The sequence below is a fragment of the Arthrobacter crusticola genome (assembly GCF_004357995.1).
GTDB lineage: Bacteria > Actinomycetota > Actinomycetes > Actinomycetales > Micrococcaceae > Arthrobacter_D > Arthrobacter_D crusticola.
This window is the reverse complement of sequence record NZ_SMTK01000002.1, coordinates 508,339-534,312: the sequence shown is the minus strand read 5'-3', so window position 1 is coordinate 534,312 and position 25,974 is coordinate 508,339. Positions and strand designations below refer to the sequence as shown.

Genomic DNA, 25,974 nt, shown 5'->3' with positions numbered 1-25,974 from the left:
CGCCCAACCCGTTCCTTGAAGAATGCTGCCGAAGTGCGATCTTACGTGCCGGGGCCCGCCGCGCCACGCAGGAACGGTTACGAACTGCCAACGATCGGCGTGCCGGCGGCCTCAGTACCGGTACTGGTCGGTCTTGTACGGGCCGGCGGCGTCGAGGTCGAGGTATTCGGCCTGGGCCTTGGTGAGCTCGGTGAGTTCGACGCCGAGCGCGCCCAGGTGCAGCCGGGCGACCTTCTCGTCGAGGATCTTCGGCAGCACGTAGACCTGCTTGTCGTAGACCTGTGACCCGTCCGCGTCCTCGCGCCCCACCTTGGTGAACAGTTCGATCTGCGCGATGGTCTGGTTGGCGAAGGAGTTGCTCATGACAAAGGACGGGTGCCCCGTGGCGTTGCCGAGGTTCAGCAGGCGCCCCTCGGAGAGCATAATGATCGAGTGCGCTCCGGTGCCCGCGGCGGCGTCCTCCGGGAAGACCCACTCGTGGACCTGGGGCTTGATCTCGATCCGGGTGATCCCGGGAACCTTCGCGAGGCCGGCAATGTCGATCTCGTTGTCGAAGTGGCCGATGTTCCCCACGATCGCCTGGTGCTTCATGCCCGCCATGTGGGAGGCCATGATGACGTCCTTGTTGCCGGTGGTGGTGATGAAGATGTCACCCTGGGCCAGCACGGATTCGAGCCTTGCCACCTGGTAGCCGTCCATGGCGGCCTGCAGCGCGCAGATCGGGTCGATCTCGGTGACGATCACGCGCGCACCCTGGCCGCGCAGCGCCTCGGCGGCGCCCTTGCCGACGTCGCCGTATCCGCACACGACGGCGACCTTGCCGCCGATAAGGACGTCGGTGGCGCGGTTGAGGCCGTCGGGCAGCGAATGCCGGATCCCGTACTTGTTGTCGAACTTCGACTTGGTCACGGAGTCGTTGACGTTGATCGCCGGGAACAGCAGCTTGCCCTGTGCCGCCAGCTGGTACAGGCGGTGCACGCCGGTCGTCGTCTCTTCGGTGACGCCCTTGATGCCGGCGGCGATCGCCGTCCACTTCCCGGGTTCGGTGTCGATGGTGCTGCGCAGCACGTCGAGGAACACGGTGTACTCGTGGGAGTAGTCGACGTCGTTGTCGGCCGGGTTCGCCGGGACGGCCCCGGCGGCCTCGAACTCGGCGCCCTTGTGTACGAGCATGGTGGCGTCGCCGCCGTCGTCGAGGATCATGTTCGGGCCGAGGCCCTCGGCCTGGCCGGGCCAGGTGAGGATCTGGGCCGCGGTCCACCAGTATTCCTCGAGGGTCTCGTTCTTCCAGGCGAACACGGGCACGCCGGCCGGTTCCTCCACCGTGCCCCGACCGACGACGACGGCGGCCGCCGCCTCGTCCTGGGTGGAAAAGATGTTGCACGAGGCCCAGCGCACCTCGGCGCCGAGCGCGATGAGGGTTTCGATGAGGACGGCGGTCTGCACGGTCATGTGCAGGGAGCCGGCGATGCGCGCCCCCTTGAGCGGCTGCGAGTCGGCGTATTCGCGGCGCAGCGCCATCAACCCGGGCATCTCGTGTTCGGCCAGGCGGATCTGGTGCCGGCCGGCCTCGGCGAGGGAGATGTCGGCGATCTTGTAATCGAAGGTCATGGGGTTCCTCATCGTGTGCCGGGATGGGCGGCATCGGATGCCGCTGTCTGTGCTTCGGAGGCAAGGAGCACCGGGATGCCTTCCTCGAGACGGTAGGTGCGCCGGAGCCCGTCGGGTCCGGACTCCCCGGAGACCAGGACGCCGTCCCGCTCCACCAGGGCGGCCCCGGTGACCGGGCAGCGCAGCACCTCGAGCAGCTGCTTGGACAGATGTGCCATGGATTACAGCTTTCTGGAGAGGGGATGCAGGCCTTCGTCCAGCCTACCGCCGGGCCGGTGGAGGCGGGAAACCCTCAGGAGGTGCGCCTATTCCTTGAGGATGCGCAGGTGTCCGCGGCGCGGTCCGGTGCCCTCGGCGGGCGGCTCGATGGGGGTCCGGCTCGAGCGCTGGGAGACCTGCCCGGGCTCCGGGGCGCGGTCGACGCCGGCCTCGCGGACGGCGTCGGCCAAAGCGAGCAGGTCGTCCGGGTTCGGCCCGGGGGGCGTCGAGGGAAGCATCAGGTGGACCACTTCCCAGCCGCGGGGCACCGTCAGGGTTTCGGCGTGCTGGGCGCACAGGTCGTAGCAGTGCGGCTCCGCATAGGTCGCCAGGGGGCCGAGCACGGCGGTCGAGTCGGCATAGACGTAGGTGAGCGTGGCGTAGGCAGGGCGCTGGCACGCGGAACGAGAGCATGAACGGAGGGATCCCACGATCGGCAAGCCTACCCGCTGCCGGAGTCAAACTCCGGGAGCACCGCCGCGGCGGGCAGCCGGATGGATGCATCGGGGGTGCGATGGGCATACAGTTCTACCATGCGGGATGCTTCAACATTTTCGGTTAACCTCTCCGGCGCCGAGTCGGCGGCGCCCCGAGGGGGCCGTTCCTATTTCGAGCGCCGCAGGAACCGGCGTGGCAGGGGCCTTCGGGGGGACCTGATCGGGTCGCATCTGCCGGGCTTCCGGACGCGGGCGGAGCGGTTCGATGACTGGGTGATGGAATCGGCCCAGCGCCTTGAGCGGCTCTGGGGCGAGCGGATCCAGGACCTTCAGATCATCGTCCAGGAGATCCCCGACGGGCTCGAGGACCTGACCCGGGAGAAGATACGGGACCTGCTCGGCTCGGTGACGCCGGCCGCGCCGGGCCGTCCGGCGGCGATCACCGTGTACCGCCACCCGGTGGAGATGGCGGCAAAGGGCGTGATGCCGGTCAACGAACTGGTTCACGACGTCGTCGTCGAGCAGGCCGCCGAGCTGCTCGGCATGGCGCCGGAGGCCGTTGACCCCGCCTACGGGCGCTCCCAGGCCTGACCGGCCGCGCTTTTCGGCGCCGGCCTCCGGTCCGGCGCCGCGGTGACCCTTGCGGTGAGGCTCAGTACCCGAGGACGATCGGGATGCTCTCGCGTCCTGTGGCTCCGGGCGGCACGGCGCTCACCGAGATGCCGGCGGCGTCGGAGAGGGTGTTGACCTGGGCTCCGTACACGGGATCCCCCGTGGCGCTGATGACCGCCGCGGCGGCCCCCTTCATCAGGTCCGAGGCAGTCACGGCCACCGAGGTGCCGCCGGCGAGGTTGAAGATTTTCGGGGTGCCAAGGGTCCCGTCGGCACGGATACCTGTCACGCTCACCTCTGAACGGCCCGACGGTGAACCGAAGACCAGGGAGGCGTCAGTGCCGTCGGCGAAGACGACACTTGAATCTCCGCCGATCCGCGCCGCGGCGACGGCGAGCCCTTGGTCGACGGGTTTGCCCGGGCCTGTCCCCCGGCTGACCCGCACGGCCGCCGAGACCGGAACATCGGCGCTGATGGCGACGGTGTAGTTCCCTTCCGGCAGCTCATCGAGCGGCAGCGTCGTCAACGCTCCTGCCCGGGCCGTGACGACCCCGCCGCCGTCGAGGGTCAGCTCTCCGTCGGGGCCGAGGACCACCACGTCGAGGACGGCGTCGCTGGTGCCGGGCACCAGCACCTGCAGGGCCGGAGCGGCCCCTTCGTACCCCTTCTGCTCCCGGATGCGCCGCGCGGTGGCGGCATCCTGGATGGCCACCCCGGGAAGGACCTGGGTGTCCGCGGGGCCGGCGGTCGGTGTCAGCAGCTCCACCCCGCCGGGAGTGAGCCCGCGCAGCACGCTCTGCTGGACGAAGGCGGTGATCCGGCCTCCGGTGCTGCGGACCCGCACCGCGAGCTGCTCCTGGCCGGCCGCGAGCCCGCCAAGGACCAGCTGGCGGGTCTGGCCGGGCGGCACGAGCAGCCCGGTACCACCAGAGGCTTCCACCGGCCCCTCGGCGCCGGTGAGTTCGAGGTCGACGGTGGCCGGGGTCTGGGTGGGGTTGGACAGGAGAAGCACCGAGGTGGAGCCAACGGTAGTGTCGGCCCCGAGGATCCACAGGTCATTCGAGGGCGCCTGGCACGGGGCGGCGGCGAGCCCGCGCAGGTCGCCGTCCCGGGCCGTGTAGCTGAACATGGCGCCGGCCACCGGAGTCTGCGCACCGAGCGGTTCGGCCCGGAACACCGAGGCATCCTGAACAGCCGTGCCGCCGGCCACTCCGGCGGTCCGGCTGGTCAGCCCGCTGGAGTCGCTGCTCGCCGGAGGGGCAGCCTCCTCGCCCTCAGCGGGTCCCGTCGCGAGCACTGCCAGCGGGTCGCCGCCGCTGAGGGGGGAAAGGTCGCTGCCCGGGAGCGCTCCGGAGAGGTCGCCCAGGACCATGGCGCTGACTCGGGTCTTCGCCGACTTGGAGACGGGGCTGAACTCCGGGTCGATGCCTCCGGCATCGACTCCGAGCAGCCGCGGCGGTCCGGCGCAGACGGCCGTGTAGTCCCCGGCGGGCACGGCCGTTCCAGGGATGTCGTAGCTGAAGGCGTCGGCCGCCGGGCGGGGAATCAGGGCGCCGGTGGCCAGCGCCACCGTGGCTCCGAGTACCAGCACCGCGGCCACGGCTCCGGGCGGGCCCTGCAGTCCACGCCGGCGCGGAATCCGGACGGCCGACGCGCCTGCGGCGGAGGATGCTTGGGTGGAGGCGGGTTCGCGCTCCGTGAGCCCCTCCTGCGGGGCTACCTCCTGCGGGGCTACCTCCTGCGGGGGTACCTCCTGAGTCAGTCCGTCCTGCGGGGCGGACCGCCCCGGCTCTTCGTCCCCGGTGCGTCCGTTCCCGGTTCCCCTGTCGGTTCCGCCGCTCATGCTTTCGTCTTTCCAGGATTCGATCCCACGAGACCGGGTCCGGTCCCGTGCTGGTCCCCACCGCGGTCGGCTCCTGTGTGCAGGGAGCCGGACCGGTGCCGCATGGGTTCCTCCGGCGAACGCCCTCCCCGTCGGGGGCCCGACGGAGCGGGGGGCCGCCCGTGCTCCGGACGCGCCGCCGCGGGGAGGCGCGACAGCTTCAGACGGGTCGGAAGCGGCAGCGCGAGCAGCAGCGTGATGAGCAGGACCGCGGCCTGGCCGGCCTCGACCCAGGGCTGCCAGGGGCTGACGAACCTCACCTCGAGCTCGCCGCCGGCGGCGGGCAGCGCGAAGGTCTGGGCCCATCCGGTCGATTGGCTGTCCAGGACCCGACCGTTGAGGGTGGCCTTCCAGCCCGGATCGGCCCGTTCCGCGAGCACCAGCGTGCGGCCCTCCGACCCCGACGGGATGTCGGCGTCGACGGTGAGCGGGCCGGAGCGAACGAGTGCCTCCGCGTTGCCTGAGGCATCGAGGATGCGCACCCGCGCGGTCTGCGCACCGGCGTCCTCGACGCCGGCCGGTGTTGCCGGCGGCACGACGCGCCAGAGCCAGCCGGAGGGTGTGCTGCCGACAGCGGCAAGGCCTGGGACGGAGTCGAGCTGCCCGGCCAGCAGCTCCGCTGCCGTTCCGCTCTGCCGGAGCACGACATAGCCGACGCCAAGTGTGCGCAGGTCCTCCCGCGGGTCGATGCCGGTTCCCCCGGTGATCGCCGCGACGGAGGTGCGGAGTGTCGCCGTCGCATCGTCGTCGCCGCGCACGTCGGCCGCCCCCGGGGAGCCCTGGACGGCGCGGGCCGCATACAACGGGGACAGCGCATCGAGGGTGGTGCCGCCGCCGCGGACCAGGGCGGCATCGATGGCGCCCTCCTCCGTCCGGCGGAGCACCAGGGTCCGGGTGCGGTCCGGTCCGTTGCCGCGGTCGGCGGCGGTCGCCGGCAGTGTCCGGGCCGGGCTGGCTGAGATCTGGACGTCGGTTCCGAACCGGGTGCTGGAGGCCGCCGCCCTGCCGTCCGAAGAGGTGTCCGCAGTCCCGTTCGCCGCGGTGGCAGCACCGGCGGAGGCGGGTGCCGCCGTCCCGGAGGCCGGCGTCGTGAGCACGTGGGGCAGGGTCCACAGCCCAAGGCTGACGACAGGACCGAGGGCCAGCACGACCGCCCCCGCCACCAGCAGGGGCCGGACCCCGCGCCGGCGCCCGCCGGTGGCCGGCATCGAGCTAGTGAAACGGTCGGCGCCGAGAAGCGCGGCGGCGAGCACGGCCAGGCTGAAGGCCGAGACCATGGGGCCGGGGAACGGCGGAATGAGGGAGGTCGGGCCCGCGGCGACGGGCAGGTGCGCCGAGGCCGCGCTGGAGGCCAGCACCAGGAGGGCGACGGCCCACGCGGAAAGCGCTGCCGGCCGGCGACGCCCGGAGAACAGCGCGCCGGCGGCGAGCAGGACGGCCGGCGCTCCCACGACGAGGGCGGCGACCAGGGCCCACGGCCCGGCGGCCGGGACGCCGGCCGGGGCGGCCAGGGCGTCGAAGGACACCGGGTAACCCAGCACCTGCTGCCAGGCCGCGGCGGCGGAAAACTGAAGCGGCACCCCGGGGTCCCCGAGGAGGCCGCGGGGCTCGAGCCCCACGGAGAGGGCGACCGGCAGGGCAAGGACGAGGGGAGGAAGCAACGACCACCAGAGGGTCCGGGCCCTCCGGCGCAGGATCAGGCACGCTCCAGCGATACCGAGCACGGCGGCGGGCAGCAGGGAGGGCGCCGCCGAGGTGACGGCGGCCAGGAGTAGGCCGGCCGCTGCGGCGGCGGTCCAGCTGGGAGTCCCGTTCGTGCCGGGCCGCAGCCGGACTTCACCCGTCGCCGAGGGTGCCGAGGCGGCGGCGCCGACGGCACGGACCAGGCCCAGGAGCACGAGCGGCAGCAGGAGGTGTGCGAGCAGGGCGCCGAGCCTGCCGCTGCCGAGGGCGACCTGCAGGGCCGGCACCGCGGCCCAGAAGAACGCCGCCCACAGCCGCAGCCCGCGGGAACGGGTGAGCGCGCCCGCGGCGAACCACGCGGCGAGCCCGGCCAACGGCAGCGCGAGCAGGTGGATGGTCACGAGCGCCGCATTGGGGTTCCCCAGCCCGAGCGCCGAAAGCGCCCAGAGCAGGTAGGAGAAGGGGCTTCCGTGCCCGGGCGCACCGGAGCCCAGAGGCACCCACCAGGCAGAGGCTTTCTCCCAGATCTCCCCCGGCGTGGGCGGAAGGGGAAGCAGCGCTCCCCCGGCCAGGGATGGGGCGCCGATCCAGGAGCGGAGGGCCAGCAGGGACACACCGAGCAGCACGGCCGCGGCGGCGAGAGCCCCCGCTCCGACCCAGGCGCGGCCGGGCGCGGCCAGCGCGGCGAAATCGTCATTGCTGTCACCGGCCGGCACGTCCTGCTCGGGAACGGCTCCCGTGCCGCCTCCTCCGGCCACGGCTCCGCGGGCGGTGAACGCCTCAAGGACGGAGCGGCGGTGCGCCCAGACCTCGCGGCGTGGAGTGAGCAGCGGGCGCACGACGCCCCGAGGGAGCCGCCGGGTCCGCCGGGCGCCGCGCCGGGCCCTGGTCAGGACCACCGGACGAAGCGCCGCGGCGAGGCTTGCCAGGAGCTGCCCCGTTCCGTGGGCGGGATCCTTGGCGAGCAGTCCGAGCAGGAGCCGGCCGACACCACCGAGCACTGCGCCAATGGCGAGGAAGGGCACCTGCCACAGCGGGGCGTGCTTGAGCCGCAGGAAGACCTCCGCCCGGCGCGCGGCCCTGCTGCCGACGGGCCCTGTCCCGCGCGAGGAGGCATGGCGCATCACGGCGGCCGGCACCACGACCACCCGGTGCCCGGCGAGGCGGTTGCGCCAGCAGAAGTCGATGTCGTCGCCCACGCCCGGCAGGGCCGGATCGAATCCACCCAGGGCGTCCCAGACGTCGCGGCGGATGAGCATCCCGGCGGAGTTCACGGCGAAGGTGTCGCTGCGGGCGTCGTACTGGCCCTGGTCGTGCTCGTCCACGTCGATGAGGGTGAGCCGCTCAGCCCACCGGCTGATGGAGAGCCCGACGTCAAGGAGTTCCCGCGGGTTGTCCCAGTGCACCTGCTTGGTCCCCGCGACCGTCACCGACGGTGCGCGCTCGACCGCCAGGAGCAGCTCCTCGAGCGCCGTGGGTCCGGGTGCCGAGTCGTCATGCAGCAGCCACAGCCAGTCCTGGTTCTCCGTACCCTCCGCGGCGGCCTTCCGCTGGGGTATCTGCGCGACGGCCGTCCTGACGGCGGCCCCGAACCCGGCCCGCGCCGGCGAGCCCACTACAGGCGCGCCGACGGGAAGGCCCAGTTGAAGGATCGACGCCGAATCGTCGGTGGAGCCGGTGTCTACGCCGACACTGAAGTCGACCGGGCGGCTCTGGCCGGCGAGGGCATCAAGGGTGGTGGGGAGATAGCGGGCGCCGTTGTGGGCTACGACGACGGCCGTAACGCGGAGGTCAAGCAGAATCAGACTGCTCGCTTCCGCAACCGGCGCCGCTCGCGCTCGGAGAGGCCGCCCCAGATGCCGAAGCGTTCGTCGTTTTCAAGCGCGTACTCAAGGCATTCCGAGCGCACCATGCAGGCACCGCAGACCTTCTTGGCGTCCCGCGTCGAGCCGCCCTTCTCGGGGAAGAAGGCCTCCGGGTCGGTCTGGGCGCACAGCGCGTCCGACTGCCAGCCGAGTTCGCCGTCGTCATAGCCGCCGGCCGGCGGCAGTGCGGGCCACTCGGGCTGCGCCTTCCGCTCGCTTGGGGCCGGTTCGGCAGCGCTCCACGCGTCGTCGGAGCGGCCGGGCAGGACGAGGAGGCTGCTCGGGCCCGGCTCGACCTCCGGCAGGTCGGTCAGTGCTTCATGCGCCGCGAGGAACGCGGTGGCCTGGTCCTCCAGGGAAGTGCGCACGTCCTCGCGGTACCGCTCGGCGGCACCGGGGTCGGCGGGGTCAAGGAACCAGTCGTCGGGCACCCCCCGTGAACCGTAGCGCGCCGAAGCATGCGCTGCGATGTGGCGTTGGTCCTCGACGCGTTCTGGATTCCCCATAGTCAGCCCTTCCGGTGTCCCCGTCCCAGCCTCATCCCGGTCGACGCTCGCGCCGGGGTGCTGGAAAAAATCCGATACCTAATTACAAGGGTGTAATACACAGGAGTCAAGCGGGGGCGGCAATTTTACAGAGCAGAATTCCATTTGCGGGCGAACGCCACGCGGGAAAACCTACTCGAATTACCCTCCGTACTACTTGGAAAGGTCCCGGGATGCCGAAGCTGCCCTCCCCACCGTGCGCACGTCCCATCGATTCTATGCTGGGAAGCGCACGTCCTTCTAATCGCGCGTCACCCGTCCCCACCTTCGGAGAAATATCCAATGGACCAGCACCCCACTCCCTCGGCCGTCCTCTCCCGTCTGCGCCAAGCCACCTCGCCGCGGCTCGTCTGGTACGGCCCCGACGGCCGCATCGAACTGTCGGGCAGGGTGTTCGACAACTGGGTCGCGAAAACGGCGAACCTCCTCGTTGAGGAACTCGATGCCGGGACCGGTACGCGCGTGGAGCTGGACCTTCCGGTCCACTGGAAGTCCCTGGTGTGGGCGCTGGCCTGCTGGCAGGTGGGGGCGGTCCTCGCCCCGGTACCCGCCGCGCCGGGAACCGATCCCGGCCCGGCGTCGGGCGCGGACCTTGTGGTGACCTCGGCCGAACGGGAGGTGGCCCCGCCGGCGGTGCAGGTCGCCGTCGCCCTTGGCGCGCTGGCCCTGCGCTGGCCCGCTCCGCTGCCGGCGGGCGCGGTCGACTACGCCGCCGAGGTGCGTTCCTACGGCGATTATTTCGCTGACGCCGTCGCCCAGGAAGCCTCCACGGTCCTGTTCGAAGGCGCCGGACCAAACGAGTCCGGTACCACGCCGGATGCCCTGACGGTCGCCGGGCTGAACCGGCTCTTTGCGGCGTCACCGGAGCCCTCCGGCGTCGTGCTCCTGGGAGCGGAGACATCCCTGCCGCGTGCGCTGGCGGCGGCACTGGCGGTCTGGAGCGTCGACGGGACCCTCGTGGTGGTGCACCCCGAGGTAGCCGTGACGCAGAGCCTGCTCGACGGCGAGCGCGTGGGCACCCGCGCGGCTTTCACCGCAGACGCCGGCTGAGTCCGGAGGAGCGCCGGACCCGGACTACTTCGGGTCGGGGTCCCCGGTGCCGATGCGGACGTTTCCGCCCGCCCCCGCCCCGGGCAGGGCACCGGTGTGGAGATGCAGGAGCTCGTGGTCCTGGCTGAAGTTCGGGTCCGCGTCGAGTTCGGCGTTGAAGACCCAGAACCGGTAGGCCACGAACCGCACGGCGGTCGCGAGCACCGTGCCGGCGATTCCGGCGAGAAACAGCAGGTTGGGGTCGAGGATTCCGAAGGGATACTTGGCGAGCCACACGCAGCCGGCGGCGATGCCCATTCCGACCACGTTGATCAGGACGAACATCGAGAATTCGCGCAGCGGGTTGGGCTGCCTGCGGCGCCGGAAGGTCCAGTAGCGGTTGGCGACCCAGGCGAACACGGTCGCCACGGACGCGGAGACGAAACGGGCCTTGACCTCACTGCCGGCCATCGGGCCGTGGATCAGCCACCAGAAGAGCCCGTTGTCTATGACAAACGCCACTCCCCCGACGGCCCCGAACTTGGCAAGTTCCCGCCAGAAGAGGGAGACGAGGCCCCGGATGCGTTCCGTAACTGCTGACATGCGACCTCCGCGGTCAAAGGGTAATTACCGTCCACCGCGGAGCGTCCGGCGCGCCGCGGCGGGCGGTCCGGCGGAACACCGGGCGGTGTTCCGCTCCGCGCCGGCGCGTGGCGTACGAGCCCCCATCTTACGGTCCGAACCTGTGCGTTTCCTACCTCTTCCGCCCCGTTCGGCTCCCCGCATCCCAGCGATGGCTGCGCTGGTAGGTACCCTGAGATAGTGACTTTTCCCGTAATTGGCGTAGTGGGCGGTGGCCAGCTGGCCCGCATGATGGCAGCGCCGGCGATTGAGCTGGGCCTGGAACTGAGGGTCCTGGCGGAGGGGCCCGGTGTATCGGCCGTGGCCGCCGTCGCCTCGTCAACCGTCGGTGACTACACCGACCTCTCGGCGCTGCGCGCATTCGCCGCTGGAGTCGATGTGCTGACCTTCGACCACGAGCATGTTCCCGGCGAGCTGCTGGAGCAGCTGACCGCCGAAGGGGTCAATGTGCAGCCGCGCCCCTCGGCCCTCGCCCACGCCCAGGACAAGCTGCGGATGCGCCGGGCGGTCGAGGACCTTGGCCTGCCCAACCCGCGCTGGGCCCCCGTCGCCGACCTCGGCGCCCTTGAGGCCTTCGGCCGCTCCGCCGGCTGGCCCGTGGTCCTCAAGACCCCCCGCGGCGGCTATGACGGCAAGGGCGTCCTCGTCCTGGAGACGCCGGCGGACCTCCCCCGGGCCGCCGCCTGGTTCGGTGCAGGCGATCTCCTCGCGGAGCAGTTCGTGCCGTTCGAGCGCGAACTGTCGGTCCTCGTGGCACGCACGCCGTCGGGCAGGACCCGGGCCTGGCCCGTCGTGCACTCGATCCAGGTCGCGAGCGTCTGTGACGAGGTCATCGCACCGGCCCAGGGGCTCGACCCGTCGGTGGCCGCCGCCGCTACCGAGGCGGCGCTGCGCCTCGCCGAGGCGCTGGAGGTGACCGGCGTGATGGCCGTTGAACTCTTCGAAACGCCCGCCTCCCCTCAGGGCTTCCTCATCAATGAACTGGCGATGCGCCCCCACAACTCGGGGCACTGGACAATGGACGGCTCCGTCACCGGCCAGTTTGAACAGCATCTGCGGGCCGTCCTCGACCTTCCGCTCGGGGACACCTCCCCGACCGGACCGGTCGTGGTGATGAAGAACTACCTGGGCGGGGCCAACACCGACATCTTCGGCGCCTACGCCGCGGCCCTCGCCGCGGACCCGTCGGCTAAAGTGCACTTCTACGGCAAAGAGGTGCGCCCGGGCCGCAAGATCGGCCACGTGAACGTCGTTGCCGCGGCGGGTGAGGACCTCCAGACGGTCCGGGCCCGGGCCGGCAGGACCGCTGCGATCCTGCGCGACGGCACCGATTCCTGGAAGGAACAATAGTGAGCAACCCCCTGGTGGGACTGGTGATGGGTTCGGATTCGGACTGGCCCGTCATGGAGCAGGCGGCCGCGGCCCTCGACGAGTTCGGGATCGCCTACGAGGCCGACGTCGTCTCGGCGCACCGGATGCCCGTGGAAATGATCGAGTACGGCCGGCAGGCGCACGCGCGCGGGCTGCGCGTCCTGATCGCCGGGGCGGGCGGAGCCGCGCACCTGCCCGGGATGCTCGCCGCCGTGACCCCCCTGCCGGTGATCGGCGTGCCCGTCCCGCTGAAGTACCTCGACGGCATGGACTCGCTGCTCTCCATCGTCCAGATGCCCGCGGGTGTGCCCGTGGCCACCGTCTCAATCGGCGGAGCCCGCAACGCGGGACTGCTCGCCGCCCGCATCCTTGCCGCCGGTGAGGGCGAAACCGCCGATAGGCTGCGGACCGGACTCATCTCCTTCGCGGCGGACCTGAAGGAGACGGCCACAGCGAAGGGCGCCGCCCTGCGCGGGCGCGCCGCCCACCGGGCGACGGAGGCCCCATGATCGACAACCCCAGTGCCCCCACCCCCGCGCGTGGCGACCGCGGGCAGCTCACCGATCCGGTGCGCTACCCCCAGTCGGCCCCTGCCGAGGTGCGGACCAAGCGTGCCTTCTTCCTGCTCGTCCTGACACTGTTCCTGCCCGGTTCGGCCCAAATCGTCGCCGGCGACCGGCGCCTCGGCCGCCGGGCGCTGCGGGTCACCCTCAGCGTTTGGGTCCTGGCCATCGGCGGCGCCGTCCTGGCCGCCGTGAACCGGCAGATCCTCGTGACCCTCGTAACCCACCAGCTGTGGTCGCTGCTCCTGATCGCCGTGCTGCTGGCGCTGGCCGCCGGCTGGGCGTTCCTGTTCATCAACACCCTGCGGATCATCTGCCTGCCGCTGCTCGAGCGCGGAACGCGGCCCGTGGTGGCCGCCGCCCTGGCCGTCGTCATGTTCGCCACCAGCGGCTCGCTCGCCTACGGCGCCTACCTGCTGGGGCTGGGCCGCTCCACCGTCGGCTCGATCTTCCAGGCCGGGCCGGCCTTCGAACCCGTCGACGGCCGCTACAACTTCCTGCTGATGGGAGGCGACGCCGGGGAGGACCGCACCGGACGCCGCCCCGACAGCATCTCCGTCATCAGCGTCGACGCCAAGACCGGGGCGACGACCACCTTCAGCATCCCGCGCAACTTCCAGAACGCTCCGTTCCCGGAGGACTCGCCTATGCGCGAGGTGTACCCCGACGGCTACAACTGCGGCGACGAGTGCATCATCAACAGCCTCTACACCACGGTGTCGCAGAATTACGCCGACCTCTACCCGGGCAGCAAGGACCCGGGGGCCGAGGCCATGATGGACGCCGCGTCCGGAGTGCTCGGCCTCGAGGTGCAGGGCTACCTCCTCGTCGACCTCAACGGCTTTGAGGAGCTCATCGACGCGATGGGCGGCATCCGCATCAACGCCGGCGGCTGGGTTCCCATCTCGGGCCCGGACATCCCGGGAACCGACCCGGTGCGCCACTACCCGCCCGAAGGCTGGATTCCGCCGGGAGTCCAGACCCTCGACGGCTTCCACGCCCTCTGGTACGCCCGCTCGCGCGAGTTCGTCACCGACTATGACCGCATCGCCCGGCAGCAGTGCGTGCAGCAGGCCATGATCGCCCAGCTCGACCCGGCGACGCTGCTCACCCACTTCCAGGCGATTGCCGCGGCCGGAACCCAGGTCGTCGAGACCGACATCCCCCAGGACCAGCTGGGAAGCTTCGTGGACCTGGCGCTGAAGGCCAAGGAGCACGAGACGCGGCGCCTGACCATCGGCCCGCCGGACTTCGGCACCCCGGCCGACAACTTCGTCACCTACCCCAACTTCGACGACATCCACTCCCGCGTCCAGCAGGAGCTCGCCGCGGCCTCCGGAACCGATGCCGGAGCCGCCGGGGAACTGCCCGGTCTCGAGCGCGCAGGCTTCGCCACCGTGCTGCCTGCGCAGACCACGGATCCGGGCATCACCCAGGAATACCTCGACCAGCTCGCCGCCATCGGTGACGACGCCACCCTGAGCACGCTGCTGGCCAACAACGGGGAATGCTCCCCGGCCTGACCCCGACGAAGAGGAGCGCCATGTACCTGCTCGAGAACACCATCCGGCCTTACGCGTGGGGCTCCCGGACCGCGATCGCCGAGCTCCTGGGAAGGGCCCCCTCCGGCGGGCCGGAGGCAGAACTGTGGATCGGCGCCCACCCCGGAGCGCCGTCCGTCGCGGAACTGCCGGACGGACGCTCCCCGTTGAACGCGGTCATCGACGCCGACCCCGACGGAACCCTGGGCGCGGAGGTGGCGGCGCGGTTCGGGCGCCGGCTCCCCTACCTGATGAAGGTGCTCGCCGCCGGGTCGGCGCTCTCGCTGCAGGTGCACCCCAGCACCGGGCAGGCGGAGGCGGGCTTCGACGCCGAGGAGCGCGCCGGTGTCCCGGCGGATGCGCCCGAGCGCAACTACAAGGACCGCAGCGCCAAGCCCGAGATGGTGTTCGCCCTCTCCCCCTTTGAGGCGCTGTGCGGGTTCCGGCCGCTGGCCGACGCCGCCGCCGTCTTCACCCACCTCGAAACCCTGGTGGAGCCAGGCTCGGAGGAGGCCGAGGTGCTCGGCGCGGTGGCCGCGGAGCTCGGCTCCGGCTCCGCCGGGCTGCGTTCGGGCTTCGAGATGCTTATCGCCGCCGGTCCGGAGATCGTCGCGGCGGTCGAGGCCGCCGTATCGGCCCCGCCGGAAGGATCCGGGGACGCCGGCGACCCCCGATTCACCCGAGACCTGGCGACCGTGGCCGAACTCGGTTCGCAGTACCCCGGCGACCCCGGCGTCCTGATCGCCCTGCTGCTCAACCGGGTCTCACTGCAGCCCGGGGAGGTCCTCTACCTTCCCGCCGGAAACATCCACGCCTACCTCAGCGGGCTCGGCATCGAGGTCATGGCCTCCTCGGACAACGTGCTCCGCGGCGGGCTGACCCCCAAGCACGTCGACACGCGCGAGCTCCTGGGGACCGTCGTGTTCGAGCCGCTCGCACCTCCGGCGCTGCAGCCCGAGCGCACAATGCTCGGCCAGGAGCTGTACCGCCCGCCGTTCGCGGAGTTCCAACTCCAGCGCATCGCTCTCGGCCCGGTGTCCGGTCCCGGGCAGGAGGGAAGCATGGCCCCCTCCCACGTGCCGCTGGCGCAGCACGGGCCAACGGTGGTCCTCGCCGTCTCCGGCTCGATCCTGCTCGATTCCCCCGCCTCCGACCTGCTGCTGACCCGGGGCCAAAGCGCCTTCATCCCCGCCGGGGAAGCGCCCGTCCTGGTGCGGCCGGCCGGGGATAGCACCGACGAGGGCGTCCTCGCCTTCGCCGTCACCGTCGGTGGAGATGTGGACGGGGCCGACGGCGCCTGAGCCCGGCGCGGGGCAAGGTCAGCGGCGGGGCAAGGTCAGCGGCGGAGCTTGGCCGCGGCTGCCCCGACCAGCACCCGGCCGCCCCGCACCGCGGTCTTGGCCAGCGGCAAGGCCGACGCGAACACCGGGTACAGGGGCGAGAGCGCCTTGTCCCAGGTGCCCATCAGCTGATCCTCGTGGCCGGCCCAGCCCATCTTGAACTTCGAGACACCATCGTTGAGGAGTCCGTTGAAGTCATAGCGGGTGATCCCCCGGTGCTTCATCTCCTCGATGGCGAACCACTTCAGGGCGTAGTTCGCGCGGAGCTTCTCGCCCTCCTCAGTCATTCCGCCGTACAGCTCGAAGGACGTGGCGTCGCTGGCGGAGAGCCAGAGGAAGGCCACCACCTCGGTGCCGGAGAACGCAGCGTACACCGGGGAGGCCTCGCCCAGGTTGTCGAAGATGTCGAAGTAGTAGGCGTCCTCGTGGATTCCGAAGCCCGCCCGCTCCGCCGTCTGGCGGTAGACGGCCAGGCAGGCCGGCAGCTCCCCGCGGACGACCCGCCGGTAGTCGAGGGCCTCACGGCCGGACTTGCGGATGTACTGGCGGTGCTTCTTGCTCATCCCCGCCAGCAGGTCCTCGGTGGACTGCGTGAGGTCCAGGATCAGGGTGCGCCCGATGAGGATCGTATTGGCGCTGCGCTTCCAGCCGGCGGAGGCCAGGCGCGCCTCGACCGCGCTGCCGGCCTCCCAGTCCGGTTCGATCGAGAGCGCGACGGAGCCGTGGGACGAGGAAACGTGCGCCGCGACGGCGTCGAGGACCTCGACTTCGCGGCCTTCAAGGGCCTGAGGTCCCCGCGGGATGTAGGCGAGGCTGCGCAGGGGGAACGGGAGCTTCCGCAGCAGCACCTGCGCCGAGCCGACCGTCGTGCCGCCGTCGCGCACCTCGACGCGCTCGACCGACCACCCGTGGTCCGCCTTGGTCTGGCCCCACCCCCACAGCTGCTGGGGGTGGCCGGACAGGGCGTTCACACCGGCATCCCAGAGGGCGCGGTCAAGGCAGGGCGTTACGGAGAGGCTCATGGGCCAACTCTATCGGGACGGCGCCTGAGGACCTGCGCCGCCCGGCCCTCCATCGGGGACGCAGCACCGACCGCCCGGCCGGCCCCGGCGCCGCCGTTACTGCATCCCGGGCGCAGGTGGCACCCTCCGGTCGCACGAGATCCTGAACACCTGCCCGTGTGACAAGAGACACCCTGGGGCGGCTCCGGGCGGGCCCGTGGCGTACCCGCGCGTAGGGTGGAAAGTATGCCTAGAACCGCCGCACGATCCGAAGGACCACCCGGACAGCACGACGCACCGGCTCCCGACCTCCCAAAATCCGGCCCTGAATCCGGCACTGAAACCCGCCCGGCTCCCGCCCGGCCGGGCTCCAATCCCCAGCCCTCCCGCGCCGCCGGCTCTGCCCGGCTTGACCGGCCGGTGTTCTTCACCGCCCTCGGCGTCATCGCGGCACTGGTCCTGGCCGCCGCGGTCTTTCCGTCGGAGTTCACCGACGTCACCGCCGCGGTCCTGGCCGGTCTCGTCACCAACTTCGGCTGGGCCTTCGTGGCCACCGCCACCGGTTTCGTCGCCTTCGCCCTCTTCCTCGTCTTCAGCCGGTACGGCAAGATCCGGCTCGGCCGCGACGACGAAAAACCCCGCTACTCGACGCCGTCCTGGATCGCCATGATGTTCAGCGCCGGCATGGGCATCGGCCTGATGTTCTACGGCGTCACCGAGCCCATCTCGCACTACCTCACGCCGCCCGTGGAAGGCATCGAACCGGGGACCCCCGCGGCCGCGCGCCAGGCCATGAACTACACGCTGTTCCACTGGGCCATCCACCCGTGGGCCATCTACGCGGTCGTCGGCCTGGCCCTCGCTTACTCCGCCTACCGCAAGGGCCGCGGAGCCGGCTTCAGCGGCGCCTTCCTGCCCCTGTTCCGCGGCAGGCCCGCACCCGGTGCGCTGCGCGCCATCGACGTCTTCGCCATCTTCGCCACGCTCTTCGGATCGGCGACCTCCCTGGGCCTCGGCGTGATGCAGATCAACGGCGGCCTCACCGAGGTCTTCGGCACCGGCAGCAGCCTCGGCCTGCAGATCGGCATCATCGCCCTGCTGACGATCTGCTTCGTCGTCTCCGCCGTCAGCGGCATCAGCCGCGGCATCAAGTGGCTCTCCAACGGCAACATGATCCTCGCCCTGGCCCTGCTGTTCTTCCTCTTCGTCGTCGGCCCTACGGTGTTCATCCTTGAACTGATCCCCGCCTCCGCCGGCAGCTACCTCGTCAGCCTGCCGCAGATGGCCTCGCGCACCGGTGCATTCGGCGGCCATGAGTGGCTCTCCACCTGGACCATCTTCTACTGGGCCTGGTGGATCTCCTGGACCCCCTTCGTCGGGTCCTTCCTCGCCAAGATCTCCCGCGGGCGCACCATCCGGGAATTCGTGATCGGCGTCGTCGCCGTGCCCAGCGTCATCAGCGTTATCTGGTTCAGCGTCTGGGGTGGAACCGCCATCACCGCACAGAATTCCGGGACCGACATCGCCGCCGCGAACGCCGAAAGCCAGGAATCGGCGATGTTCGCCCTGCTGGCCGACTACCCGCTGGCGGCCATCACCTCGGTCGTTGTGGTTCTCCTCGTGGCCGTGTTCTTCATCTCCGGCGCCGATGCCTCCTCCATCGTCCTCGGCTCGCTGTCCTCCTTCGGCGCGGCCGTGCCGCCGAAGTGGATCACCGTGCTGTGGGGGCTGCTCACGGGGGCGGTGGCTGCCGTCCTGCTCTGGGTGGGAAGCCTGCAGGCCCTGCAGACGCTGACCATCATCGCCGCCGCGCCGTTCCTGCTCATCATGATCGGCCTGTGCACGGCGCTGATGATGGACCTGGTCCGCGATCCGGCCGTGACGGGCGCCCGCCCGGCGTCGCTGCGCGAAGCCCGGCAGCGGCGCGCCCGCTCGGCGTCGCTCCGTGAGGCCCGGCAGCGGCGCGCCCGGCTCCTCCGCGGCCGCCGGCGGCAGCTGCAGTAAGCGCGTCAGGCGACCTTCACGATCGCGCTGCCCGACGCCGCGCTCTCGGCGACCGCGGCGAGCACCCGCTGGAGCTGCAGCCCGTCCTCGAAGGACGGGCTCGGCTCCGTGCCGGCCGCCACGGCCACCAGGAAGTCGCGGATCTCGTGGGTGAAGGAGTGCTCCCAACCGAGCAGGTGGCCCTGCGGCCACCACGCCTCGAGGTAGGGGTGTTCGGGTTCGGTGACCAGGACGCGGGTGAACCCCTGCCCGGCGGCGGCTACCGCGCCGTCGAACACGGAGAGCTCGTTGAGCGACTCGGAGTCGAAGGAAAGGGACCCGCGGGTGCCGAACACCTCGATCCGCAGCGCGTTCTTCCGGCCCAGCGCCATCCGTGACACCTCGACGCTCGCCACCGCCCCGGAGGTCAGGGACAGGCTCGCCCAGACGGCGTCGTCGACGGTGACCTCCTGCGGGCCGTCGGGCCCGCGGCGGGATCCGACGAAGGTGCGCATCCGGCCGGTGGCGTCGGCGACGGTGTCCCCCAGCAGGAACTGCACCTGGTCGATGGCGTGGGAGGCGATGTCCCCCAGCGCCCCGGAGCCGGCCTTCTCCTTCTGCAGCCGCCACACCATGGGCGCCTCGGCGTCGGCCAGCCAGTCCTGGAGGTACGCCGTGCGGACCTGGCGGATCTCCCCGAGCCGGCCCTCGGCGATGAGCGTGCGGGCCAGGGCGAGCGCCGGGACCCGCCGAAAGTTGAACCCGACCATCGACTGGACGCCGCGCGCCCGGGCCGCGCGGGCGGCCGCGACCATGGTTTCGGCCTCCGCGACGGTGTTGGCCAGCGGTTTCTCCACCAGGACGTGCTTTCCGGCCTCGAGGGCGGCCACGGCAATCTCGGCGTGAAGCCACCCCGGGGTGCAGATGTCGACGATGTCGATGTCGGGCCGGTCGAGGACCTTCCGCCAGTCGGTCTCGGATTCCTGCCAGCCATACCGCCGGGCCGCGTCGGCCACCGAGTCGGCGTCCCGCCCGACGAGGACCTTCTGTTCGAAGGCCGGCACCTCGAAGTACCCGGCGACATTGCGCCAGGCATGGGAGTGGGCCTTGCCCATGAACGCGTAGCCGATCACGGCCACGCCCAGCGGGCGGGTTGACTCACGCTGCGGAGCCATTGACCTCACCGGCCCTTTCCCCGGCGGAGCCGGCGCCGTGCCTGATTGATGTGCCTGCTCGATCTGCCTGCTCGTTCTGCCTACTTGATGCGGGCGTAGCTTTCCCATTTGTGGGCCTGGTGCTCGCCGTCGACGACCCGGATGGTCCCGGACTTCGAGCGCATGACGATCGACTGGGTGAGGACCTTGTCCTTGTTGTACCGCACCCCGCGCAGCAGGTCGCCGTCGGTGATGCCCGTCGCGGCGAAGTAGCAGTTGTCGCTGGTGACCAGGTCATCGGTCGAGAGGACCCGGTCGAGGTCGTGCCCGGCGTCGATGGCCTTCTGCTTCTCCTCGTCGCTGGTGGGCCACAGCCGGCCCTGGATGACGCCGCCGAGGGTCTTGATGGCGCAGGCGGCCACGATGCCCTCGGGTGTTCCGCCGATGCCCATCAGGGCGTCGACGTCGGTGCCCTCGCGGGCGGCGGCGATCGCGCCGGCGACGTCGCCGTCCATGATGAACTTCGTGCGGGCCCCGGCGGCGCGGATCTCCTCGATCAGCGGCTTGTGGCGGTCCCGGTCGAGCACCATGACGTTGAGCTGGCTGACCTTCTTGCCCTTGGACTTGGCGATCAGGTGGAGGTTCTGCTTCACCGGCAGGCGCAGGTCGACCATGTCGGCGGCCTCCGGGCCGGTGACCAGCTTCTCCATGTAGAACACCGCCGACGGGTCGAACATGGTGCCGCGTTCGGCGACGGCGAGCACGGCGAGCGCATTGTTGATGCCTAGGGCGGTCAGCCGGGTGCCGTCGATGGGGTCGACCGCGACGTCGCACAGCGGCCCGCTGCCGTCGCCGACCCGCTCCCCGTTGTAGAGCATCGGGGCTTCGTCCTTCTCGCCCTCACCGATGACGACGATCCCGTTGAAGTGGACCGTGGAGAGCAGGGAACGCATGGCGTCGACCGCGGCGCCGTCCGCGAGGTTCTTATCGCCGAAGCCCACCCAGTGCCCGCCGGCGATGGCCGCGGCCTCGGTCACGCGCACCAGTTCCAGCGCGAGGTTGCGGTCAGGCTCCTGGTCGCCGACGGCAAGGGCAGGCGACAGGGTGGAGTACTGGGCGTTCTGGGCGGTGGGGTTTGCGGCGTTGTCGGTCACGTGGGTCCTCGTCGTTGAAGGCAGTGTTTGTCGCAGGTCCGGTTCCGCCGGCGGGGCCGGCACAGTCCCTGAAGCCATCATAGTGGGGGCGGTCCGCCAGTGGAGCCGGGCTTGGGGCATCCGTTTAGGCCGGGGGCCTCCCGTGGGGGAAAATGGGAAGGTGAGCGATGCACAGCAGGAGACCGCAGGCCCCGACGGCGCCCGGCCCGGCCCCGACACCCCGGCGCCCAAGCCGGTCCTGACACCTGCCCAGGCCAAACGCGCCAACTCGACGGTGGTGGGGATGGTGATGGCGGTGGCCGCGACCGTCGCAATCGTCGTCCCGGTCGTCCTGATCAATCCCACGCACACCGCCGAGACCTACCAGCGCGACATCGACGTCGAGCGGGTCGCGGGCCAGGCCGCGGGCGACGCCGGCTACGAACCGGCCGCCCCGGAGCTGCCCGAGGACTGGAATTCGAACTTCGCGCGCTGGACCGCGGGCACCAGCGACGGCGTCGACTACTGGGAGGTCGGCTACCTCACCCCGGATAAGGGCTTCATCCAGTTCACCCAGACCGTCGAGGGCAACCCGACCTGGACGGCCCAGCAGGCCGGTGAGGCGCAGGTCTCCGGCGGGCGCAGCATCGGCGGGGTCGAGTGGGAGCTGCTCGATGCCTCAAACGGCGATACGGTGCTCACCTCCGAGGTGGACGGATCCACCCTCATCCTCAGCGGTGAGGCCGACCTCGCCGAATTCGACGTGCTGGCCGAGGCGGTCCTGGCCGACGTCGAACCCGCGCCGCCGACTGCCGAGGCCCCCTGACCCACCGGTAGAGTGGGGGCGTGACTGAGCAACTGACCCCCGCCCAGGCCTGGCACCGACTTCAGGAAGGCAACGCGCGCTTCGTCGCCGCGGATTCCTCCCACCCCAACCAGGACGCCTCGCGCCGGAGAACCCTGGTGCACAACCAGAACCCCTTCGCCGTGATTTTCGGGTGCTCCGACTCCCGGCTCGCCGCCGAGATCATCTTCGACCTCGGCCTCGGCGACGTGTTCGTCGTCCGCACCGCCGGCCAGGTGATCGACGACGCCGTGCTTGGTTCCCTCGAGTACAGCGTGAGCGTGCTGGGCGTGCCGCTGATCGTCATCCTCGGGCACGACAACTGCGGGGCGGTCACTGCGACGATGGACGCCATCGACACCGGGAACATGCCCACCGGGTTCCTGCGGGACCTCGTGGAGCGCATCACCCCCTCGGTGCTGACGGCCCGGCGCGACGGAACGACGGAGGTCAACGGCACCGCCGTCGAGCACGTGAGGCAGACCTCCAAGCGGCTGGTGGACAGCTCCCGGGTAATCGCCGACGCCGTGGAGGCCGGTTCGACCGCCGTCGTCGGGGTATCGTACCGGCTGGCGGAGGGCAAGGTGGTCCGGGTCTCCGGATTTGGCGCACTGTAAGCGCTGAGGCGAGAATTGGCCCATGACGCCAACCCCGAACACCACTTCCCAGGACGCCGGATTCCGGATCGAGCACGACACCATGGGCGAGGTGCGCGTTCCGGCCAACGCCCTGTACCGCGCGCAGACCCAGCGCGCCGTCGAGAACTTCCCGATCTCCGGCACCACCCTGGAGCGGGCGCACATCGAAGCGCTGGCCCGCATTAAGAAGGCAGCCGCGACCGCCAACGCCGAACTGGGGGTGCTCGACGGCGAGCGCGCCCGGGCCATCGAAGCCGCGGCCGAGGAGGTGGCGGCGGGAAAGTACGACGGCGACTTCCCCGTTGACATCTACCAGACCGGCTCTGGCACCTCATCGAACATGAACGCCAACGAGGTCATCGCGACCCTTGCGACGCGTGCCCTCGAGGCCGCCGGCAGCGCGGTGACGGTCCACCCCAACGACCACGTCAACGCCTCCCAGTCCTCCAACGACGTCTTCCCGACCTCGGTGCACGTCGCGGCGACCTCGGCGCTGACCAACGACCTGATCCCGGCCCTTGAGCACCTCGCCGCGGCGCTGGAGCGCAAGGCCGAGGAGTTCAGCACCGTGGTGAAGTCCGGGCGCACCCACCTGATGGACGCCACCCCCGTCACCCTGGGTCAGGAGTTCGGCGGCTACGCCGCGCAGGTCCGCTACGGCATCGAGCGGATTCAGGCGTCCCTGCCCCGCGTCGCCGAGGTCCCCTTGGGCGGCACCGCCGTCGGCACCGGCATCAACACCCCCGCCGGATTCTCGGCGCGCGTGATCGAGCTGCTCGCCGCCGACACCGCCCTTCCGCTGACCGAGGCCCGCGACCACTTCGAGGCCCAGGCGAACCGCGACGGCCTCGTGGAGGTCTCGGGGATGCTGCGCACCATCGCGGTGTCCCTGACGAAGATCCACAACGACCTCCGCTGGCTCGGCTCCGGGCCCAATACGGGCCTGGGCGAGATCGCCCTGCCCGACCTGCAGCCGGGCTCCTCGATCATGCCCGGCAAGGTCAACCCGGTCATCCCGGAGGCCGTGCTCATGGTCTGCGCGCAGGTCATCGGCAATGACGCCACCGTGGCCTGGGCCGGCACCAACGGCGCGTTCGAGCTGAACGTCGGCATCCCGGTGATCGCCCGCAACGTGCTCGAGTCGATCCGCCTGCTCAGCAACTCCTGCCGCGTCTCGGCCGACCGCATGGTCGACGGGATCACCGCGAACGTGGAGCGGGCCCGCTTCCTCGCCGAGGCCTCGCCGTCGATCGTGACTCCGCTGAACAAGTTCATCGGCTATGAGAACGCCGCGAAGATCGCCAAGAAGGCCGTCGCCGAGGGGCTCACCGTGCGTGAGGCCGTGCTCGCCCTGGGCTTCGTGGAGCGCGGCGAGCTCACCGAGGAGCAGCTCGATACGGCACTCGACGTCCTGTCGATGACCCGCCCGCCGCAGGCCTGACCCCTTCGAGCGCCCGCACGCGGCCGGCGCACCCGAAAACGACGAACGCATCGGTTTTATCCGGTGCGTTCGTCGTTAACGGGTGCACAGCTGTAGATTGCACTCTAACCCAAAAAGTGCAATTATTTACTCTATGCCTGATAGTGCAAAAATTGACGACGGCGGCCTCCGGGAGCAGAAACGGCTCCGAACCCGCTCCTCCATCGTCGCAACGGCCAGGGCGCTCACCCTCGAGCATGGCCTCGGCGGCTTCACCGTCGAACAGCTCTGCGACCGGGTGGGGATCTCGCGCAGGACGTTCTTCAACTACTTCCCGGCCAAGGAGGACGCCATCCTCGGCCACCCCGACGCCGGGCTGCCGGAGGATCTCGTCGAGCAGTTCCTCGCAGGATCTGCCGGGAACGCCCGCCCGCCCCTGCTCGAGGCCCTGACCACCCTGTTCGCGGAATTGGGCGCCAGGCTCGCCCTGTCCCGTGAGGAGTACCTCGTCATTTCGGAGGTCATCCGAAAAGAGCCGCAGCTCCTGGCGCGCATCTTCGCCCGGACCGAGGCACGTCAACAGGACCTGATCGATCTCATCACCCGGCGTGAAGACTTCGAGCCGGACGACCGCCGGGCCAAGGTTGCGACCTTCCTCATCGGCGGACTCGCACGGCGCTCCGTCGACGAATTCTTCGAACCCCACAACACCCTCTCCTACAGCGACGTCCTCCGGCGCAACGTCGAAGCAGTCGCCATCCTCTTCACCCCGCTGACCAAGGACCTTCAATGACCGCACCGCCAGCCGCACTGCCGGGCCCGCTGCTGCTGACCCAAAAACGCATCTGGATCATCTTTTCGGCCCTTATCGCCGGCATGCTCCTCTCAAGCCTTGACCAGACGATCGTCTCCACGGCGATGCCCACCATCGTCGGGCAGCTCGGCGGCGTCGAGCACCAGACCTGGATTACGACGGCTTACCTCCTGGCCACAACGATCGTCATGCCGATCTACGGGAAGTTCGGCGACGTCCTGGGCCGGCGCAACCTGTTCCTCTTCGCGATCGCCCTGTTCACCGTTGCGTCCGTCGCCTGCGCCTTCGCCACCGATTTTTGGGCGTTCGTCGTGTTCCGCGCCGTTCAGGGCCTGGGCGGCGGCGGCCTGATGATCCTCTCTCAGGCGATCATCGCGGATATCGTCCCGGCGAAGGACCGCGGCAGGTACATGGGACCGCTCGGAGCCATCTTCGGCCTCTCAGCGGTCGCCGGGCCCCTGCTGGGCGGATACTTCGTGGATCACCTGACCTGGAACTGGGCGTTCTACATCAATATCCCCGTCGGCGTCGCGGCCTTCGCCATCGCCTGGTTCACCCTGCGGCTTCCGTCGAAGAAGGCGGTGCGGCGAATGGACATCCCCGGCGTCGTCCTGCTCTCCCTGGCCACGACCTGCCTCATCTTCTTCACCGACTTCGGCGGAGACTCGGCCGAGGGCTGGGATTCGCCGCTGACCTGGGCCTTCGGGGCCGGGACGCTCCTTGCGGCGTGGGCCTTCGTGATGGTCGAGCGCCGGGCCGAGGATCCGATCATTCCCCTGTCCCTGTTCCGCAATCGAACCTTCATCAACAGCACCGCCATCGGTTTCACCCTCGGCCTCGGCATGTTCGCGGCCCTCGCCTTCATGCCGACGTTCCTCCAGATGGCCTCCGGCACCTCCGCCGCCGTCTCCGGGCTCCTGCTGGTGCCGATGATCATCGGCCTGATGGGCACCTCCATCTACTCGGGGATCGCCATCTCGAGGACGGGAAGCTACCGCAGGTTCCCCATCCTGGGGACGCTGCTGAGCATTGCGGGCCTGCTCTGGATGACGACGCTGACGGCCGCGACCCCCATCTGGGTCATCTGCGCCCAGCTGTTCGTCTTCGGCGCCGGGCTGGGGCTGATCATGCAGGTGATCGTCCTCGTCGTACAGAACTCCGTTTCCCCCGGCATGGTGGGCACTGCCACAAGCACCAACAACTACTTCCGCGAGGTGGGTGCCTCCCTGGGCGTTGCGGTGTTCGGTGCAATCTTCACGAGCCGGCTCGCCGAACGCCTCAATGTAGTGTTCACCCAGTCCGGCGCCAGCACCGCGGACGCCGGCCAGGCGACGTCGACCTTGGATCCGCAGACCCTCTCGGCACTGCCCGGTCCAGTCCGCGACGCCGTCGTCGGTGCCTACGCGGATTCCCTCGCACCGGTGTTCTGGTACCTGGTTCCATTCCTCGTGGCGGCACTGGTTCTCGCACTGACACTCAAGGAGATCCCCCTTTCGGAAACCTCTGGCATGGTCGCCCGGGGCGAGGCGATCGGCGGGGAGGAAGCCGAACGGCTCGAGCGCGAGCGGGCTGAGGGCGCCCTGCCGACGGTTCCGCGCTCCCCCTGAC

22 protein-coding genes are annotated in these 25,974 nt (G+C 70.5%); 12 read left to right on the top strand and 10 right to left on the bottom strand.

Annotated elements, in window-relative coordinates; translation table 11 throughout:
• Window positions 1–111 precede the first annotated feature (111 nt).
• The 3 genes from ahcY to E2F48_RS06435 all read right to left on the bottom strand — a co-directional run bounded on the left by ahcY (window position 112) and on the right by E2F48_RS06435 (window position 2,300).
• On the bottom strand, window positions 112–1,611 hold the full coding sequence (gene ahcY / locus E2F48_RS06445) for an adenosylhomocysteinase (RefSeq protein ID WP_133403160.1): 1,500 nt from the start codon (window positions 1,609–1,611) through the stop codon (window positions 112–114).
• An 8-nt stretch (window positions 1,612–1,619) separates the two neighbouring features.
• Window positions 1,620–1,829 (bottom strand): Trm112 family protein, encoded by a 210-nt coding sequence (locus E2F48_RS06440; RefSeq protein WP_133403159.1) that lies wholly within the window; start codon window positions 1,827–1,829, stop codon window positions 1,620–1,622.
• Between the two features lie 87 nt (window positions 1,830–1,916).
• A complete protein-coding gene (locus tag E2F48_RS06435; protein ID WP_133403158.1) occupies window positions 1,917–2,300 on the bottom strand; it encodes a DUF3499 domain-containing protein in 384 nt (127 codons plus the stop codon).
• Between the two features lie 102 nt (window positions 2,301–2,402).
• Here E2F48_RS06435 and E2F48_RS06430 point away from each other — a divergent pair, with 102 nt between their 5' ends.
• On the top strand, window positions 2,403–2,897 hold the full coding sequence (locus E2F48_RS06430; RefSeq protein WP_133403157.1) for a metallopeptidase family protein: 495 nt from the start codon (window positions 2,403–2,405) through the stop codon (window positions 2,895–2,897).
• Between the two features lie 61 nt (window positions 2,898–2,958).
• On the opposite strand, the gene E2F48_RS06425 is transcribed toward E2F48_RS06430, so the two are convergent.
• Genes E2F48_RS06425 through E2F48_RS17600 form a run of 3 tightly spaced genes read right to left on the bottom strand, consistent with a single transcriptional unit; the run spans window position 2,959 to window position 8,854 of the window.
• Entirely contained in the window at window positions 2,959–4,761 is a 1,803-nt protein-coding gene (locus E2F48_RS06425; RefSeq protein WP_133403156.1) for a DUF5719 family protein, read from the bottom strand.
• The gene (locus tag E2F48_RS06420; protein WP_133403155.1) at window positions 4,758–8,282 is read right to left on the bottom strand and encodes a glycosyltransferase family 2 protein; all 3,525 of its coding nucleotides are present in this window, start codon (window positions 8,280–8,282) and stop codon (window positions 4,758–4,760) included. The genes E2F48_RS06425 and E2F48_RS06420 overlap by 4 nt, the downstream gene beginning before the upstream one ends.
• A gap of 2 nt (window positions 8,283–8,284) precedes the next feature.
• Window positions 8,285–8,854, bottom strand: coding sequence for a WhiB family transcriptional regulator (locus E2F48_RS17600; protein WP_133403154.1), 570 nt, complete (start codon window positions 8,852–8,854; stop codon window positions 8,285–8,287).
• Window positions 8,855–9,175: 321 nt separating this feature from the next.
• Between E2F48_RS17600 and E2F48_RS06410 the strand changes: the two genes are divergently transcribed.
• The gene (locus E2F48_RS06410; RefSeq protein ID WP_133403153.1) at window positions 9,176–9,943 is read left to right on the top strand and encodes a TIGR03089 family protein; all 768 of its coding nucleotides are present in this window, start codon (window positions 9,176–9,178) and stop codon (window positions 9,941–9,943) included.
• Window positions 9,944–9,967: 24 nt separating this feature from the next.
• Here the strand turns inward: E2F48_RS06410 and E2F48_RS06405 are convergent, their stop codons facing one another.
• Window positions 9,968–10,525, bottom strand: coding sequence for a GtrA family protein (locus E2F48_RS06405; RefSeq protein ID WP_133403152.1), 558 nt, complete (start codon window positions 10,523–10,525; stop codon window positions 9,968–9,970).
• 219 nt (window positions 10,526–10,744) lie between these two features.
• Here E2F48_RS06405 and E2F48_RS06400 point away from each other — a divergent pair, with 219 nt between their 5' ends.
• From E2F48_RS06400 to manA, 4 genes are read left to right on the top strand one after another with little or no spacing between them, the layout of a single operon-like run.
• Window positions 10,745–11,914, top strand: a complete 1,170-nt coding sequence (locus tag E2F48_RS06400) for a 5-(carboxyamino)imidazole ribonucleotide synthase (RefSeq protein WP_133403151.1) — start codon at window positions 10,745–10,747, stop codon at window positions 11,912–11,914.
• 26 nt (window positions 11,915–11,940) lie between these two features.
• Window positions 11,941–12,444 carry a 5-(carboxyamino)imidazole ribonucleotide mutase gene (gene purE, locus E2F48_RS06395; RefSeq protein WP_133403413.1) on the top strand — a complete coding sequence of 168 codons (504 nt, stop codon included), beginning with the start codon at window positions 11,941–11,943 and terminating at the stop codon, window positions 12,442–12,444.
• Window positions 12,441–14,021 carry an LCP family protein gene (locus E2F48_RS06390; RefSeq protein ID WP_133403150.1) on the top strand — a complete coding sequence of 527 codons (1,581 nt, stop codon included), beginning with the start codon at window positions 12,441–12,443 and terminating at the stop codon, window positions 14,019–14,021. Before purE ends, E2F48_RS06390 begins: the two co-directional genes overlap by 4 nt.
• A gap of 20 nt (window positions 14,022–14,041) precedes the next feature.
• A complete protein-coding gene (gene manA / locus E2F48_RS06385) occupies window positions 14,042–15,340 on the top strand; it encodes a mannose-6-phosphate isomerase, class I (protein ID WP_133403149.1) in 1,299 nt (432 codons plus the stop codon).
• A 35-nt stretch (window positions 15,341–15,375) separates the two neighbouring features.
• Here the strand turns inward: manA and E2F48_RS06380 are convergent, their stop codons facing one another.
• Complete coding sequence (locus tag E2F48_RS06380) at window positions 15,376–16,401, bottom strand: lipid II:glycine glycyltransferase FemX (protein ID WP_133403148.1); 1,026 nt, start codon at window positions 16,399–16,401, stop codon at window positions 15,376–15,378.
• 225 nt (window positions 16,402–16,626) lie between these two features.
• Between E2F48_RS06380 and E2F48_RS06375 the strand changes: the two genes are divergently transcribed.
• Window positions 16,627–18,384: a BCCT family transporter gene (locus E2F48_RS06375; protein ID WP_133403147.1), complete on the top strand. Its 1,758-nt coding sequence runs from the start codon at window positions 16,627–16,629 to the stop codon at window positions 18,382–18,384.
• Window positions 18,385–18,389: 5 nt separating this feature from the next.
• Here the strand turns inward: E2F48_RS06375 and E2F48_RS06370 are convergent, their stop codons facing one another.
• A complete protein-coding gene (locus E2F48_RS06370; protein ID WP_133403146.1) occupies window positions 18,390–19,538 on the bottom strand; it encodes a Gfo/Idh/MocA family protein in 1,149 nt (382 codons plus the stop codon).
• A gap of 80 nt (window positions 19,539–19,618) precedes the next feature.
• Complete coding sequence (glpX, locus tag E2F48_RS06365; protein ID WP_133403145.1) at window positions 19,619–20,671, bottom strand: class II fructose-bisphosphatase; 1,053 nt, start codon at window positions 20,669–20,671, stop codon at window positions 19,619–19,621.
• A 160-nt stretch (window positions 20,672–20,831) separates the two neighbouring features.
• On the opposite strand from glpX, the gene E2F48_RS06360 reads away from it, so the two are divergent.
• The 5 genes from E2F48_RS06360 (at window position 20,832) to E2F48_RS06340 (ending at window position 25,973) form a co-directional block, all read left to right on the top strand.
• Window positions 20,832–21,476: a DUF4245 domain-containing protein gene (locus tag E2F48_RS06360; RefSeq protein ID WP_246018546.1), complete on the top strand. Its 645-nt coding sequence runs from the start codon at window positions 20,832–20,834 to the stop codon at window positions 21,474–21,476.
• Between the two features lie 20 nt (window positions 21,477–21,496).
• Window positions 21,497–22,111, top strand: coding sequence for a carbonic anhydrase (locus E2F48_RS06355; RefSeq protein ID WP_133403144.1), 615 nt, complete (start codon window positions 21,497–21,499; stop codon window positions 22,109–22,111).
• A gap of 22 nt (window positions 22,112–22,133) precedes the next feature.
• Window positions 22,134–23,573, top strand: coding sequence for a class II fumarate hydratase (locus E2F48_RS06350; protein WP_133403143.1), 1,440 nt, complete (start codon window positions 22,134–22,136; stop codon window positions 23,571–23,573).
• A gap of 133 nt (window positions 23,574–23,706) precedes the next feature.
• On the top strand, window positions 23,707–24,345 hold the full coding sequence (locus E2F48_RS06345) for a TetR/AcrR family transcriptional regulator (RefSeq protein ID WP_133403142.1): 639 nt from the start codon (window positions 23,707–23,709) through the stop codon (window positions 24,343–24,345).
• Window positions 24,342–25,973, top strand: coding sequence for an MDR family MFS transporter (locus E2F48_RS06340; protein WP_133403141.1), 1,632 nt, complete (start codon window positions 24,342–24,344; stop codon window positions 25,971–25,973). Before E2F48_RS06345 ends, E2F48_RS06340 begins: the two co-directional genes overlap by 4 nt.
• The last annotated feature ends 1 nt before the right edge of the window (window position 25,974 follow it).